Origin of the sequence: Actinoplanes sp. NPDC049598 (assembly GCF_040675435.1) — a bacterium.
Lineage (GTDB): Bacteria > Actinomycetota > Actinomycetes > Mycobacteriales > Micromonosporaceae > Actinoplanes.
Genome location: NZ_JBFAOX010000004.1, coordinates 211280 through 226990, shown reverse-complemented (window position 1 = coordinate 226990; position 15711 = coordinate 211280). Strand labels below are relative to the sequence as shown.

12 protein-coding genes are annotated in these 15711 nt (G+C 72.8%); 5 read left to right on the top strand and 7 right to left on the bottom strand.

Features of this window, described 5'->3' with window-relative positions; genetic code table 11:
* Positions 1-304: 304 nt before the first annotated feature.
* Positions 305-442: a hypothetical protein gene (locus AB0J66_RS12350; RefSeq protein WP_364659065.1), complete on the top strand. Its 138-nt coding sequence runs from the start codon at positions 305-307 to the stop codon at positions 440-442.
* Positions 443-527: 85 nt separating this feature from the next.
* Here the strand turns inward: AB0J66_RS12350 and AB0J66_RS12345 are convergent, their stop codons facing one another.
* Together AB0J66_RS12345 and AB0J66_RS12340 are read right to left on the bottom strand one after the other, a co-directional pair.
* Positions 528-914, bottom strand: a complete 387-nt coding sequence (locus AB0J66_RS12345) for an ester cyclase (protein WP_364659064.1) — start codon at positions 912-914, stop codon at positions 528-530.
* Position 915: 1 nt separating this feature from the next.
* On the bottom strand, positions 916-1794 hold the full coding sequence (locus AB0J66_RS12340; RefSeq protein ID WP_364659062.1) for an EamA family transporter: 879 nt from the start codon (positions 1792-1794) through the stop codon (positions 916-918).
* Positions 1795-1866: 72 nt separating this feature from the next.
* Between AB0J66_RS12340 and AB0J66_RS12335 the strand changes: the two genes are divergently transcribed.
* Together AB0J66_RS12335 and AB0J66_RS12330 are read left to right on the top strand one after the other, a co-directional pair.
* Positions 1867-2754, top strand: a complete 888-nt coding sequence (locus AB0J66_RS12335) for a LysR family transcriptional regulator (RefSeq protein WP_364659060.1) — start codon at positions 1867-1869, stop codon at positions 2752-2754.
* Positions 2755-2867: 113 nt separating this feature from the next.
* Entirely contained in the window at positions 2868-5084 is a 2217-nt protein-coding gene (locus AB0J66_RS12330) for an EAL domain-containing protein (RefSeq protein ID WP_364659058.1), read from the top strand.
* Here AB0J66_RS12330 and AB0J66_RS12325 read toward each other — a convergent pair.
* From AB0J66_RS12325 to AB0J66_RS12315, 3 genes are read right to left on the bottom strand one after another with little or no spacing between them, the layout of a single operon-like run.
* Positions 5059-6111 (bottom strand): ATP-binding protein, encoded by a 1053-nt coding sequence (locus tag AB0J66_RS12325; RefSeq protein WP_364659056.1) that lies wholly within the window; start codon positions 6109-6111, stop codon positions 5059-5061. The two genes, AB0J66_RS12330 and AB0J66_RS12325, sit on opposite strands and share 26 nt — an antisense overlap.
* A complete protein-coding gene (locus AB0J66_RS12320; RefSeq protein ID WP_364659055.1) occupies positions 6111-6773 on the bottom strand; it encodes a response regulator transcription factor in 663 nt (220 codons plus the stop codon). The genes AB0J66_RS12325 and AB0J66_RS12320 overlap by 1 nt, the downstream gene beginning before the upstream one ends.
* 41 nt (positions 6774-6814) lie before the next feature.
* Positions 6815-7999, bottom strand: coding sequence for a mannosyltransferase family protein (locus AB0J66_RS12315; protein ID WP_364659053.1), 1185 nt, complete (start codon positions 7997-7999; stop codon positions 6815-6817).
* Between the two features lie 58 nt (positions 8000-8057).
* Here AB0J66_RS12315 and AB0J66_RS12310 point away from each other — a divergent pair, with 58 nt between their 5' ends.
* Positions 8058-10778: a tetratricopeptide repeat protein gene (locus AB0J66_RS12310; RefSeq protein ID WP_364659052.1), complete on the top strand. Its 2721-nt coding sequence runs from the start codon at positions 8058-8060 to the stop codon at positions 10776-10778.
* A 172-nt stretch (positions 10779-10950) separates the two neighbouring features.
* On the opposite strand, the gene AB0J66_RS12305 is transcribed toward AB0J66_RS12310, so the two are convergent.
* Positions 10951-11223: a hypothetical protein gene (locus AB0J66_RS12305; RefSeq protein WP_364659050.1), complete on the bottom strand. Its 273-nt coding sequence runs from the start codon at positions 11221-11223 to the stop codon at positions 10951-10953.
* A 54-nt stretch (positions 11224-11277) separates the two neighbouring features.
* Between AB0J66_RS12305 and AB0J66_RS12300 the strand changes: the two genes are divergently transcribed.
* Entirely contained in the window at positions 11278-12852 is a 1575-nt protein-coding gene (locus tag AB0J66_RS12300; RefSeq protein ID WP_364659049.1) for a phospholipase D-like domain-containing protein, read from the top strand.
* On the opposite strand, the gene AB0J66_RS12295 is transcribed toward AB0J66_RS12300, so the two are convergent.
* Positions 12849-15647, bottom strand: coding sequence for a BTAD domain-containing putative transcriptional regulator (locus AB0J66_RS12295; RefSeq protein WP_364659048.1), 2799 nt, complete (start codon positions 15645-15647; stop codon positions 12849-12851). The two genes, AB0J66_RS12300 and AB0J66_RS12295, sit on opposite strands and share 4 nt — an antisense overlap.
* Between the last annotated feature and the right edge of the window lie 64 nt (positions 15648-15711).

The following is a 15711-nucleotide window of genomic DNA, read 5'->3' as shown; positions in this document are numbered from 1 at the left end:
ACCTCCGGGTCCCCCGTTTGCCCATCGAGGCCACCAACGAGCGGTCCGAACTTCGCTACACAGCGCACCAACAGGGGAAACAATTGCCACCTAGGTCATCTAATCGGACACCTCCGCGCATGAAGAATTCATTACGAAAATGTTGTCGCCCGATCGCATAAATCGTGTGACGTTGATCTCTGACATGCTCGGGAAAGCGATTCGAGGTCGATTACCCGGCAGTCCCGGAAATACCGACATCCCCGTCATCCGGCGACACCGATCAGAATTCCGACACCCGCCTTCGACCGACTACGTCCGCCGCATGACGCCCGCCGAGCCGCGCCGCCACGAGTCGCCGACACCGATCTACCTACAGGTCGCCGACGCGCTCGCCGAGCGGATCGCGGCGTTGCCGGCGGACACGCTCGTACTGTCGAGGAACTGCGCGACCGGGGCCTGATTTACCCGGTCCCGCGACGCGGCTCGTACAAGAAAGCGCAGGAGTAGCGGCTGAAGCGCTGCATGCTCCGCAACGCAGTCTCCGGCTAGGAGGCGAGTTGGGTTTCGATGGCGCGGGTGTCGAGGAGGTACCACATGTGCTCGAAGCGGCCCTCGCGGAAGTGGTAGAAGGCGTTCTCGCTGAAGGTGACGGCGCGGCCGGTGGGCTGCAGGCCGAGCCACTCCGCCACCGGGGTGCCGGTGACGGTGAGCCGGGCCGCGACCCGGTCGCCCTCGACGATCAGGTCGTCCAGGCGCCACGTGTAGTCCCGGACCGCGTCGACGGCCTGCTTCATGGCGGCGACGTACTCGTCGCGGGAGACGGTCTCGCCGTTGAAGACGACGGTGTCGTGGGCGAACTCGGCCATGCGGTGGAATTCGCGCGCGTTGGCCGCCGCGAGGTAGTCGAGGTAGAGCGCGCGCAGGTCAGTCACGTCAGGATCGTGCCCCGGCGGGCTCGGGCGAAACAGTCGAAGAGGTCCGGCTGGCTCGCTCGACGCGCTGGCCCCAGAAGGTGCCGGCCAGGACGAGGGCGATGCCGGCGGCCGCGAGCAGGGTCAGGTGCTCGCCGCCGAGGCTGAGGCCGATCAGGACGGCCCAGACCGGTTCGGTGCCGAGCAGGAGGCTGGCCCGGGCGGGCGAGGTGCGGCGTACGGCCCACAGTTGCACCACGAAGGCGAAGACGCTGCAGCCGAGCGCCACGTACAGCACGCCCAGCCACTCGCCCGCGCCGAAACCGGTGGCCGTGGGGACGAGCGCCGGGCCGGCCGCGACCGTGAAGACCACCGCCCCGACCACGGTCTGCAGCGTGGTCAGGGTGATCGTGTCGTACGAGGGCCGGCTCAGCCGCCCGGAGAGGGTGACGTGCGCGGCCCGGACCACGGCGGCGGCCAGCATCAGGGCGTCGCCCGTTGACGGCGGGCGCAGGCCGGGGCCGGCCACCAGCAGCACCACCCCGCCGGTGGCGACGCCGGCGGCCAGCAAGAACCGTGGCGGCAGGCCGCCCTGCAGCAGCGGCGTGAGCAGGATGGTCAGGCTGATCAGCACGCCGGCGTTGGTGGCGCTGGTCAGCGACACCCCGTACGTCTCCAGGGCCAGCACCGACGCCTGCGTGCACCCGAGCAGCAGGCCCGTCCGCAGCTCGCCCCGGGCCGGACGCCGGCCGATCATCAGCGGCAGCATGGCCGCCATCGACACCAGGTAGCGCAGGGCCAGCACCACCAGCACCCCGCCCGCCACGACCAGCGTCTTGGCCGCCAGATAGCTGCTGCCCCAGATCACGGCGACGGCCAGCAGCAGAAGGTCTCCTGTCACACCGGAAGCCTGCGGCCCGCCGATACGGTAGACAAGACGCCATCTGCTGAAACAACGATGTAGTGGAGCCTAATGGATCCGCATCACCTCCGGTTGCTGCGCGAGCTGGGCGAGCGGGGCAGCGTCGCCGCGGTCGCCCGCGCGCTGCACATCACCCCGTCCGCGGTGTCGCAACAGCTCAACGTGCTGCAACGGCCGTACCCGGTGCCGCTGACCGAGCGCCGCGGCCGGCGGCTGGTGCTGACCGAGGCCGGCCGGGCCCTGGCCGCGGCCGCGGTCGAGGTGATGACCGCGCTCGACCGGGCCGCCCGGGCCGTCGGTGACTACCTGGACACGCCGGGCACCCCGGTCACCGTGGCCGCGTTCCACAGCGCCGGCCTGACCTGGTTCGCCCCGTTGATGAGCCGGCTCGGCGGCACGCCGGTGCGGTTCACGGACCGGGACGTGGCCCAGACCGACTTCCCGTCCCTGGTCGGCGACTTCGACCTGGTGCTGGCCCACCGGCTCGCCCACAGCCCACCCTGGCCGGCCGACCGGCTCACGGTGGTCCCACTCATCCAGGAGCCGCTGTACGTCGCGATGTCCGCCGGCCACCCGCTCGCCGCGCGCGACCGGCTCACCGCGGCCGACGTGAGCGCCTGGCCGTGGATCAGCGTGCACGAGGGCTTCCCGCTGACCGGCATCCTGACCGCGATCGAGGCGGCCGCCGGGCGCCCCCTCGACATCCGCCACCGGATCAACGAGTTCACGGTCGTGGCCTCGGTCGTCGCGGCCGGCGACGCCCTCGCCCTGCTGCCGGCCTACACGACGGCTCCGGACCCGCGACTCGCCCTGCGGCCGCTCGCCGACCTGCCGGCCACCCGGCAGATCGACGTGCTGACCCGGCCCGAGACGCTGCACCGCGCCTCCGTCCGGTCGGTGCTGGAGGCGCTGCGCGCGGTCAGTCGCGCAACGAGCTGAATCCGGAACAAGTCGTCCGACGTGGACAGCCGTGGCCTGTCCCCACCTGTGGTCAAGGCTTGAACGCGACTACTGGTGCGTGTGAGACTGCGGCGCGTGAAACCGAGTGGCCGGTGACAAGTCAGCAGCGGCACGTGGCGGTGCTGGTCGCTCTGTGCCTCGCCGCCGGGGTGCCGATCTTCTTCCTGTCCGGGACGGCCGTCGCGCCCTACACGCAGTTGGGCAGCAGTCTGCTCGCCTGCCTGGGCGCGATTCCGTGCCTGGCCGCGGCCCGTCAGGTCGGCGGGAGCGCGCGTCTGGGCTGGCGCCTGCTCGCCGCCGGGAGCCTGAGCTGGGGTCTGGGCAACTTCTACTGGTCGTGGAACGAGCTCGTCGTGCACGCCGAGGTGCTGTTCCCCTCGTTGGCCGACGTCGGCTACCTGCTGTTCCCGCTGCTGGCCACGGCCGGGCTGTGGCTGATCGCCGGCTGGACGTCGATCGGGTCGCGGATGACCGTGCTGCTCGACGGCCTGATCGTCGGCTGTGCCCTGTTCGTGATCGGCTGGTCCCTGACGGTCCGGGAGGTCTGGGAGACCGGCGCCGACTCGGCGCTCGCGTTCGTCGTGTCGATGGCCTACCCGGTCTGCGACATCGTCCTGGCCACCGTGGCCGTGCTGCTCGCGGCCCGGACCCGCCCCGGCAGCCGCGGCATCGGTCTGTTGCTGCTCCTGGGCCTGGCCGGGATGACCGTCAGCGACGTGTTGTTCGCCCTGGACACGTCGGCCGGCACCTATTTCACCGGGCAGGACTCGGATGCCGGCTGGTTCGTCGCGTTCGCGGCGTGCGGGGCGGCCGGGCGGCTGGCCACGACCTGGCCGATCACGTTCGACCATACGGGAGTGACGGCCCGCTGGCAGACCGTCCTGCCGTACGTCCCGTTCGGACTGGCCGCCCTCGTGGTCGCCGGCCAGACCCTGTTCGGGGTCGGGGTCGACGCACCCGAGGCGGTCGCGCTGATGATCGGTTTCCTGCTGATCCTGCTGCGGCAGCTCTCGACCCTGCTGCACAACTCGACGCTGACCCGGCGGCTGCAGCATCAGGCCTATCACGACCCGCTGACTGGGCTCAGCAACCGGGCGCTGTTCCTGGAGCGGCTCGAGGGCGCGCTCAGCGCCGGCCGGCCGGTCGGGATCCTCTACCTCGACCTCGACGACTTCAAGATGATCAACGATTCGCTCGGGCACGACGCCGGCGACATCGTGCTGCGGGCGGTCGGCGAGCGGCTACGGGCCTGTTTCGCCGAGCCGGCCACCATCGCCCGGTTCGGCGGCGACGAGTTCGCGGTGCTCACCACCCGCGTGCATGACCTGCCGGACCAGGCCCAGGGGCTGCTCGGGCTGCTGCACGAGCCGGTCGAGGTCGGCGCCCGTACGGTCCGGCTGGGGGCCAGCGTCGGGCTCGCGGTCTCCGACCGCACGGCCGGCTCGGCCGATCTGCGCAAGAACGTCGACCTGGCCATGTACGCGGCCAAGGCGCAGGGCAAGAACGCGTACGCGATGTTCGAGCCCTCGATGCGGCAGGGCTTCGACCAGGAGGTGCTGTGGCGGGCCGAGCTCCGGCAGGCCCTGACCGACCGGATGCTGCACGTCGCGTTCCAGCCGATCGTCGCCCTGGCCGGCCAGCGCGTGGCCGGTGTCGAGGCGCTGGCCCGCTGGCAGCACCCTCAGCTCGGCGTGGTGACCCCGGACGTGTTCATCCCGGTCGCCGAGCGGGCCGGCCTGATCGGTGAGCTCGGCCTGCTGGTGCTGCGCCGGGCCTGCATCGAGTTCGCCTCGTGGCCGGGCTCGCAGTTGGCGTACCTGTCGGTCAACGTGTCGCCGTCGCAGATGCTCGACGCCTCGTTCCCGTCGAAGGTGATCGCGACGCTGGCCGAGGCCGGTCTGCGACCGGGGCAGCTGGTGCTCGAGGTGACCGAGAACGCGCTGGCCGACGAGTCGGAGGTGATCGGCACGCTGCGGCGGCTGCGCGAGTTCGGCATCCGGATCGCGATCGACGACTTCGGCACCGGGTACGCCTCGCTGCGCTACCTGCACCGGTTCCCGGCCGACATCGTCAAGATCGACCGGACGTACGTCCAGGACATCGCGCGGGACCCGGCCGCCGTGCACATCCTCGGCACGCTGTGGCAGCTGTTCGGCGCGCTCGGCCTGACCGCGGTGGCCGAGGGCATCGAGGACCCGGCCCAGGCGGCGATGCTGGCCGAGCTGGGCTGTCAGGTCGGGCAGGGCTTCCTGTACGGACGGCCGGGGCCGCTGACGGCCATCACTACACAGCCGGTCGCCGCAGGCTGACGGCGACGCGCAGGCCGCCCTCGTCCCGCGCCGTCGCCGCGATCGTGCCGCCGTGGGCCCTTACGATCGACCGGGCGATGGCCAGGCCGAGCCCGCTGCCGCCGCTGTGGTCGATCCGCCCGGTGGCCAGCCGGGTGAAGGGCTCGAAGAGGCGGGCCACGTCCTCGGCCGGGACCACGGGACCAGTGTTCTCCACGACCAGGACCGCGCCGGGCCCGCCGACGGTGACGGCGACCGTGCCACCGGGCACGTTGTATTTGATCGCGTTGTGGACGAGGTTGCGGACGAGCCGTTCCAGCAGCACGCCGTCCCCCTCGACCTCGTACGGACCGGCCTCGATCCTGACCTTGACGTCGGCGTCGGCCGCGGCCCGGGCGTGCGCGTCGACGACCCCGGCCGCGATGGCGTCGAGGCGCTGCCCGGTCCGCGTCTTGAGGCCCTGATCGGCCTGGCTGAGCACCAGCAGGCCCTCGATGAGGCGCTCGTTGCGGGCGTTGGTCTCCAGCAGCTGGGTCGCCAGCAGGGCCGACTGCTCCGCCGTGAGCGGCTCGGCCAGCCCGACCTCGATCAGCGCGCGCTGCAGGGCGAGCGGGGTGCGCAGCTCGTGGGAGGCGTTGGCCGCGAAGCTGCGCTGGCCCTCGTAGCCGGCGGCGATGCCGTCCATCATCGCGTCGAGCGCCCGGCCCAGCCGTTTGAGCTCGTCCCGGCCGCGGCCGGCCCGGATCCGGTGGCCGAGGTTCTGCGGGCCGACCTGCGTGATGGCGGGCAGCATCCGGCGTACGGGCGTCAGCACCCACCACGTCAGCAGCGGCCCGAGCAGCAGGGCCCCGGCCAGGACGATCCCGTACTGCGGAAGGTTGTCGATCGGGATCTTGCGGGTGATCCGGCAGGCCATGCCGTCCACGTCGTCGAAGCAGGGCGCGTAGTACGGCTGGTCCCAGGGCAGCTGCGTATAGACGAACATGGCGACGAAGACGTACGTCACCGTGGCCGCGACCCCGGCCATCAGCCGCGCGCGAAGCCCCATCAGTGAAGTCCGAGGCGGTAGCCGGCCCGCGGCACCGTCTGCACGACCTGCGGCTCACCGAGCTTGCGGCGCAGCGTGGAGACGGTCACCCGGACGACGTTGCTGAACGGGTCGGCGTGCTCGTCCCACACCTGCTCCAGCAGGTCCTCGGTGGTGACGGCCTGCCCCTGGGCCCGCATCAGCGTGTGCAGCACGCCGAACTCCTTGTGGGTCAGGGCCAGCGGCCGGCCGTCACGGCTCGCGGTACGGGTCGCCACGTCCAGCTCGACCCCGTCGCGCTCGAGGACCGGGGGCAGGGCCGGAGCCGTACGCCGGGCCAGCACCTGCACCCGCGCCACCAGTTCGGCGAAGGCGAACGGCTTGGTCAGGTAGTCGTCCGCCCCGAGCCCGAGCCCCTCCACCCGGTCGTAGATGCCACAGGCCGCGGTGAGCAGCAGCACCCGCGTCCCGAGCCGCTGCTCGCCGATCCACCGGCAGACGTCGTCGCCGGTCGCGCCCGGCATGTCGCGGTCGAGCACCGCGACGTCGTACCGGTTGACCTGGATCTTCTCCATCGCCTGGGCGCCGTCGTAGGCGATGTCGACCGCCATGGCGGCGCGCCGCAAACCCACCGCGATCGTCTCGGCCAGCAACCGCTCGTCGTCCGCCACCAGTACTCGCACGCCGGCGATGCTGCCATGATCGGGATAAGGCCCGCATAAGCTCAGGCCACGAGGAACGTCCCGGCCATGAAGACCACGAGCAGGACGGCCTGCAGGGCGGCGCCGATCACCAGCACCGCGCGGTCGATCACCTGGTGGGCCCCCATCCGGGCCAGCACCAGGAAGATCGCCACCGCTTCCATCGCGTAGCGCGCCGCCGACTGCATCGACCGGCCGCCGACCTCGGTCGACATCAGCATGACGAGGGTGATCCCGGCCTGCACGACCAGGTACCTCTGGTCCGGCCGGAACTTGAACGGCCCCTTCACGCACAGGATCAGCAGCACCACCGCGACCAGGACCGTGCCGGCGTCCAGGACCGCGCCCAGGGTGGCCTTGTCGAGCGGCCCATGTCCGGCGATCTGCCGGATCGAGATCAGCCACGCCTCACCCGGGAACGTGTACCGCCGGCCCCATTCGTCCTGGGCGATGCTGAATTGCACCGGGCTGCCCAGCTCGATCCAGCAGTAGATGCTGTAGCCGGCCACGCCCAGCGGCACCAGCGCCAGGCTCAGCACGTCGGGCCGGACCCGGCGCGGCCGCCAGCCGGCCTGGCGCAGATATTCGACGGCCAGCGGGGCGATCAGCAGCACGCCGAACAGCCGGGTGGCCGACGACAACGCGCCGAGCGTGCCCGCCAGCCACCAGTGCCCGCGGCGGGCGGCGTACAGCGCCCCGACCATCAGCAGCAGGAACAGCGACTCGTTGTAGCCGATGAACAGGAAGAACCCCATCGGGAAGGCGGCCAGGTACCAGGCGGCGCGCTGGGCCACCCGCGGCCCGAACTCGTAGTCGGCCAGCCGGTACAGCAGGGCCAGGGCACCGAACGCGGCGGCGTGGGCCACGAACAGGGCAGCGGCCGGGCCGCCGCCGAACAGGTGGATCAGCATCGGGTACAGCGGGAAGAAGGCCGGGAAACCCGGGCCCAGGTGGTAGCCGCTCTCCGCGATCCGCACGTAGTGGCCGGCGTCCCAGCCGTTCCAGGCCAGGGCGACCGACCACAGATCCGGCGCGGGACCAGCTCCTTTGTAGGTCAGCCAGGCGAACGAGCCCACCGCGACATGCACGACGGCCGAGGCCGACCACACCGCGAGCGCCGCCAGCAGTGCCGAGCGCCACGGCCGGCGGACCGGCCGCGGCTCGACCAGGATGGCAAGATCGGGTCTGGCCCGTACGTCGACGCTCATGCGGACACCTTGATCGAGCGCGCATAAGGCCGCGTTAAAGCGATGGGGGGTGCCACTGGTGGAGCGCGACAAATTCGTCGTCGACGCCGCGCTGCTCGACCGGCTGGCCCACTGGGGCGGCAACGTGTCCGCCCTGCACCGCGAGCTGGTGGCCAACGCCGGCGGCACGCCCGTACCCAGCCTGGCGACGCTGCACCGGGCCGTGACCCGGGCGCTGTCAGCCGACGCGCCGGCCCCCGATCACGGCGGCCGGGAGCCCCCCGACCCGGGCGTGGCGATGACCGTCGACGAGCTGGCCGAACGGCTCCGGCTGCTCAAGGTCTGGGCCGGCGACCCGTCCTACGCGCGCATCACCACCCTGGTCAACGCGTTGTGGCGCCGGGCCGGCCGGCCGGGCAGCGAGCTGGCCGGCCGGACCACTGTGGTCGACTGCTTCCGGCCCGGGCGGCGCCGGCTCAGCGCGGAACTGGTGACGGCGATCGTCCAGGTTCTGCATCCCGACCCCGACTATGTCGCGCAGTGGCAGCAGGCGCTGCAGGCCGTCGCGGGGGAACGGCGGGCGGCGGCCCAGGTCCGCGTGCACGGCACGCTGCCGCCGGACCTGGCGCAATTCACCGGCCGTACGCCCGAAGTGCGCCGCCTGCGGGACGCGCTCGCCCCGGACGGGCCGGTCCGGATCGCCGTGATCGAGGGGATGGCCGGGGTCGGCAAGACCCAACTGGCCGTACGGGTGGCCCACCTGCTCCCGCACGACCGGACGCTGTTCGTCAGCCTGCGCGGATTCGATCCCGACCCCGGTCATCCGCCGGCCGACCCGGTGGCGGTGCTGGACGGCTTCCTGCGGCTGCTCGGCGTGCCCGGCTCGTCCATCCCGCACGACCTCGCGGCCTGCCGGCGGCTCTACAACGAGCGGCTCGCCGGCACCCGGACGCTGATCGTGCTGGACAACGCCGTCGACGCCGACCAGGTGCGGCCGCTGCTGCCGGACGGGCCCGGCTGTTCGGTGCTGGTCACCAGCCGCCGCAGCCTCGACGCGATCAACCCGGCCGTCTCGCTGACCCTGGAGGTGTTCGGCCGGGCGGAGGCGCTGCGGCTGCTGACCGGCGAGGTCGGGGCGGCGGCCGTACGCGACGACCCGGACGCCGCCGCGCGCATCGCGGAGCTGTGCGGGGGTCTGCCGCTCGCCCTCGGCCTGATCGCGGCCCACGTGCGGACGAAGCCCGGCTGGTCGCTGGCCGACCACGCGGAATGGCTCGACGAGCGCCGCCGGGCCGGGCGCCTGGACGACGGCGTGGCCCTCGCCCTCGACCGGTCCTACCAGGACCTGGACGCCGACCGGCAGCGTCTGCTGCGGCTGGTGGCGCTGCACCCGGCCGAGGACTTCGACGCCTACGCGGCGGCCGCGCTGACCGGCGGCGACCTGGACACGGTCCGGGCCGGGCTCCGGCAGTTGTGCGACAACCACCTGATGCACCTCGCCGGCGACGACCGATACACCCTGCACGACCTGATCCGCCTGCACGCGGCCGAACGCGCCCACGAACAGGAGCCCCCGGCCGGCCGCCGGGCGGCCCTGACCCGACTGCTCGACTATTACCTGGCCACCACCGTGGCCGCGATGACCGTCCTCTACCCGACCGGCGCCGACCGCCGGCCGCGGGCGCCCGGCACGACCACGCCGGCGCCGGACCTGCCCGGCCCGGAGGCCGCCTCGGCCTGGCTGAGCACCGAGCACGCCACGCTGATGGCCGTCGCCGCCTACGCCGCAGGCCACGGGTGGCCGACCCACACCAGCCGGCTCGCCGAGGTGCTGTTCTACTACCTGCTCTACACGAGCTACCGCGACCTGCTGGCCATGAACGAGCGGGCGGCCGCGGCGGCCCGCTCCGTCGGTGACGCCCGGGCCGAGGCCAAGGCGCTCTCCGCCCAGGGTGTCGCCTACACCTCGATCGGCCGGACCGAGCCGGCGGCCGATCGCCTCGACCGGTCGGCCGAGCTGTTCCGCAGCGTCAACGACGTCCGCGGCCAGGCCCACGCGGTGATCAACCGGGCCAATCTCGAGTTCTACCACCGCGGCCCGGCCGCCTCGAAGGTCCACTACGAGAAGGCGCACGCCCTCTACCGGGAGGCCGACGACCGGATCGGCGAGGCCCGGGCCCTGCACAACCTCGGCTACAACGAGGGGGTGCTCGGCCACTTCGACGAGGCGATCGACTTCATGACCCGGGCCCTCGCGGTCCACCAGGAGGTCGGCGACCTCGACGGCGTGGCCAAGGCGTTGAGCAACATGGCCAACATCGAGGCCCGCGGCGGACGGCTCGACGATGCCCGCGAGCACTGCCGGCAGGCGCTGGCCCTGAGCCGCCGGCTCGGCAACCGCAGCTTCGAGGCGGACGCGCTGGACGCCCTCGGCCTCGTCCACACCCGCCTCGGCGAGCCGGACCGGGCCATCGAGTTCCACGAGCGGGCGCTGAGCATCAAACGCGAGGCCGGCGACCGGGTGGGCGAGGCCGACCTGCTCAACGGGCTGGGCGAGGCGGCTCTCTCGGCGGGCCGGCTCGAGACGGCGACCGCCCACTTCGAGGCGGCGCTGGCCATCACCGGCGACAGCGGCATGGCCGAGCAGCGGGCCCGGGCCTGCAAGGGCCTCGGCCACACCCTCGACCGGCGGGGGGACCACGCTGTCGCCCGCACCTTCTTCGAGCGCGCGCTGCACCTCTACACCGAACACGGCATGTACGAGGCCGACGAGCTGCGCCGCCTGCTGGCCGGCCGATGAAGACGCCCGCTCGCGGCCGGGTGAGGCGGAACGAGCGGCCCAACGACGACGCCACAACCATGCGGCCCGTGTGCCATCGCTCCCCCGTTCGGCCACTCGCTCCCACTCGCCTCGTCGATCATTCCGGCCCGCCGGACCCGAGCGGCGGAACCCGACCGAGTCCGACCGTTTCTCAGCCCTTCAGGCGGGCGCGAACCAGCTTGACCAGGCGGACGGCCGTGTCCCGGTCCTTCTTGCCGGTGGGGTCGGTGACGACCCGGAGGTAAGAGACGCAGACGCTCTCGCCGACGCCGCCGTCCGGGGCGCCGCCGTTGTCGGCGCCGATGATGTTCTCGATCTCGTCGGCCTTGAGCAGCGTGCAGGCGTCCACGGAGGCCTTCCGGCGGCGGGAGCGGCGTCGTGCCTCAGCGACCACGTCATCACGGCCGACCAGCGCGGATTTCACCGCGAGATGATCCCCCGCGTGACGCGGTAGCGGGTTTCCGGTGTAATCACGGGCATGTCGCACGCGTCGTCGTTGAGTGAGCTGATCGGCCGGTACCTGCCCCCGGCCACCGAGGCGTGCCCGGTCTTCACCGAGGACTCCCATTTCGAGCCGATCATCGACGGCGTCGCCTACTTCACCGAGCTGGCCGGGCACATGCGGTCCCTCGGGCCCGGCGACGCCGTCTACATCGCCAGCTACCAGGCCGATCCGCATCTCGACCTGACCGGGCGGATCGCCGGGGAGACCGGTTATCGCCCGTTCACCGACGTTCTCGCGGAAAAAGCGGCGGGCGGCACGGACGTACGGATCGTGCTCAGCGCGGCCGAGTTCTCCAGGGGCGTGCCCTGGCTGCCGTTCGGGCCGTTCCGGGCCAACACGATCGCCTCGCAGGTGATCCGGGCTTGGAAGCACGACACCGGGACGCCGCTGGAGGACCGGGTGCTGCTCGACTGGTCCGGCCCGATCCTCGGCTCCAACCACCAGAAGCTCGTGGTGTTCCGCCATGACGGCCGGCTCACCGCGTACGTCGGCGGTCTCGACCTCGCGCCCAGCCGGTTCGACCACTCACCGCACCATCGGCTCAAACTCAAGGCCCATCGGTGGGGATGGCACGACGCCGCCGCGCGCTTGCGGGGCCCGGCGGCCGTACGGGTGTGGGAGACGTTCCGCTTCCGCTGGGAGAACACCGCCGCCCTGCCGCCTTCGTCCCTCCACCTGCCCTCCGGCGGCCACACGTGGCTCAACCCGCTGGAGCCGCCGCGTCACCTGCCACCGGTGCCGGAACAGCCGGAGCACCCGGCCGACGGGACAGCGGTACAGGTGGTGCGCTCGTACCGGCCGTGGTCGCTCTACCGTCACCGCGGGCTGCGCCGGATGCGCCGGGCCAACGTCGTGCGGGCCGGCATCCAGGAGATCTACCACTCGATGATCAAGGCGATCGGCGCCGCCGAACGCTACATCTATCTCGAGGACCAGTACTTCCACGAGTCTCCCGGCGGCGACCCGCGGTTCCAGCTCTACGGCCAGCTGCGCTCGGCCGCCTGCCGGGGCGTCAAAATCATCCTGATCGGCTCCGGCCGCCGCGACCCCGCCGACGGCGGCGACAGCACGGTCCGCCCGGTCATCACCCGTGACCTGCGCTGGCGGGTGCTGGCCAAGCTGCCGGCGCCCGCCCGCCGCAACGTGGTCATGTACCGCGTCGACAACCTGACCGTCCACACCAAACTGATGCTGGTCGACGACGTCTTCGCCAGCATCGGCTCGGCCAACTTCTTCAGCCGCTCGATGGTCGGCACCGACAGCGAGATCACCTCGACCTTCGTCACCACCGGCCCCCTGGTCCGCGACCTGCGCGCCCGCCTGTGGGCCGAGCACCTGCGCACCCCGCTGACCGACGAGCTCACCCCGGCCATGGCCGACCTGGACACCGCCCTGGGCATCTGGCGCCGCGAGTGGCTGCCGGCCGGCCACTCCCCCGACACCTGGCGCCGCCCGGGCCTCCCGGCCGGCTTCGCCCCGGCCGAGCGAGCCCTGACGCCGGCCCGCTACTCCTCCGCCGTGTGGCGCCGGGAGATCCGGGCCCGCTAAGCGCGTGCGGTTTCCAGGGTGGCGAGGGCGGCGGCGATCTCCCGACGGCTCTCCCGCATCATCTCGGCGCCGAAGACACCGGCGTAGGAGTCGCCGTGCCGGCGGACCAGGTCGTCGTAGAGGGCCGCCGCGGCCCGGGCCCGGCCGGTGTCGCCGATCCTCGCGTAGGCGATCGCCAGCCGATGGCTGATCACCAGGTGGCTGTAGTTGTCGCCGGGCGCGGCCCTCCCCAGCGCCCACTCGGTCAGGCGGATCGCCCCGGCGACGTCGTCGAGCTCCATGACGGCCTCGGCCCGCAGGATGGCCAGGCCGACCGTCAGGTCGGCCAGCCCCTCGGTCTCGGCCAGCTCGAAGGCCTCGGTCAGCAACGGTGCCGCCTCCGTCGCCGCCCCGGACTCCGCGAGCTCCTGGCCCAGCGCCTGCAGGGCGTAGACCAGCACGCTGGTGTCCGCCGCCTCGCGGGCCAGCTCGACCGCGCGGCGCAAGTGGCGCAGGCGGCCGGCCGGCTCGAGGACGGGCGGCCAGTCGCCCAGGCTGCGATGCACCTGAGCCTGCCAGAGAACCAGGTCTTCTTGTTCGGCGATGTCCAGCGCGCCCGTCAGCAGGCTCCGGGCACGCCCCGGTTCCGGGCCGCGCAGAACCATCGCGGCCTCCCGCCGCATCGCGATCTCCAGGACCGGATCGCCGGTGTCCGCGACCGCTCCCAGGACCCGGAGGATCTGGGCCTGCGAGTCGGCGTGCGACTCGGCCGACGACGACCGAAGCGGCCGTAGATGCAGCACGATGAGCGCCGCTTCACCGGTCCAGCCGCGCTCGAAAGCGAGGTCGGCGACGGCGTACACCGCGGCCCGCTCGGCCGCGTACCAGTCGAGCGCGGCCGCCGTGCCGGCCGGGGCGACGGGGACGACACCGGCCGGGGCCGGCCCCAGATCCCTCGGTGTGCGCAGTCCGAACGTGCGATAGGCGTTGCGGGTGCTGTGCAGGTAGTGCTCGACCAGCCGGCGCTCGGCCGGGCCGCGCTCGTCCCCGGGGGCGAGGAGTTCGGAGGCGTCGAGGAGCTCGGCGGCATAGGCGCGCAGCAGGTCGTGCACGGTGTACCGGCCGGCCCCGAGCTGCGTGACCATGTTCGCGGTGTACAGCTCGGGCAGCGTCTCCTCCACGCCGGCGCCCGCGGCGCTGGCCATGGCGGCGACCGCGATCTCGGCCGCCGGATGCACCGCGAGCAGCCGGAACAGCCGGGCCGAGGGCGCCGTCAGGGCCGCGTAGGACCAGGAGAAGGCGGACCGTACGTCGTCCTGCCGCTCGCCGGTCCGCAGGCCGTCCAGCCGGCGCGCCGCGGAGCCGAGCTCGGCCACCACGTCGGCCAGCGGCAACTCGGGCCGCACGGCGATGTGCGCCGCCGCGATGGCCAGCGCCAGGGGCAGCCCCGCGCCGAGCCGGATCAGCTCGTCGGCGGCGGCCGGCTCCGCCGCCAGCCTGCCGGCGCCCAGCCGGCGGCTCAGCAGGTCCCACGCGGAGGCCCGGTTCAGCCGGCCGACCTGCACCGGGTGTGCTCCCTCGTGGGCGACCAGGCCGGTCAGGCGGTTGCGGCTCGTCACGACGACCAGGCAGCCGGCCGATCCGGGCAGCAGCGGGCGCACGTGGGCCGAGTCGTGCGCGTTGTCCAGCAACAGGATCATGCGGCGATCGGCCAGCGCCGAGCGCCAGCGGGCGGCGCGGGCCTCCAGCGTGCCGCCGGCGGCTCCGGGGTCGATGCCGATCGACTCCAGCAGCGAGTTCAGGGCCTCCGCCGGCCGCACCTGCCGGCCGTCCGCCTCGAAACCCCGAAGATTCAGGTAGAGCTGACCGTCGGGGTAGTCGACGGTGATCCGATGCGCCCAGTGCACGGCCAGGGCGGTCTTGCCCGCGCCGGCCATCCCGCTGAGCACGACCACCGCCGCCCGCCGACCGCCCTCGAGCGCGGCGGTCAGGTCGTCGCGCGGCGTGAACCCGGTCAGCGACAGCGGCAGCTGGGCCGGGCCGGCCTCGTCCTCCGGGTCGGCCAGCGCCTCCAGGTGGGCCGCCCGAAGCTCGACCGTCGGGTCGGTGCCCAGCTCCTCGGCCAGCCGGTGGCGCACCCGCTCGAAATGCACGAGAGCCTCGGCCCGCCGTCCGGTGACCGTCATCAGCCGGATGAGCCGGGCCTGCAGCGGCTCGTGCAGCGGCGCCGCGGCCGCATACCGTGAGATCAAGGGCGCCAGCCGGTACGCCCGTGGGTGGGCCAGCGCGACATCGGCCGCCTCGACGGCCGCCTCGCTCCGGGCGCCGTCGATCGCCACGAACGCGGGCAGTTCGACAAGGCCGGCCGGCAGCCCGGCGAACGGGTGCTCCACCGCGAGCTCCAGCGCCTGCTCGTACTTCTGCGCCGCCTCCCGCAGGTCCTCCCGCTCCACGGCCGCCCGGCCCGCGGCGACCAACTCGAAGAAGGCGCTCAGATCGCAGCTGCGCCCGTCGATCGCCAGACGGTAGCCGTCCCCGGCCGGCGCCACCCACTCACCCGTCTCCCGGTGCCGCAGACCGGGTTCGAACAGCCGCCGTACCTGCCCGATCAGCCGTTGCACCTGGTTGACGGCGCTGGCCGACGGCCCGTCGCCCCACAGCGCGTCCACGAGTTCGCCGGTGGTGACCACCGCACCCCGCCCGGCCAGCAGCGCCGCCAGCACGATCCGCAGACGCACGGGCCCGACCGGCACCTCCTGGCCGTCGCGCCACAGCCGGAGACCCCCGAACACCCGCACGCGCACGATCTTGGCCACGACACCCACTCTGCCCGTCGAGCGGAGCCGGGCAAACGGCTGAGCAGCCAAGATCACGCAGGGC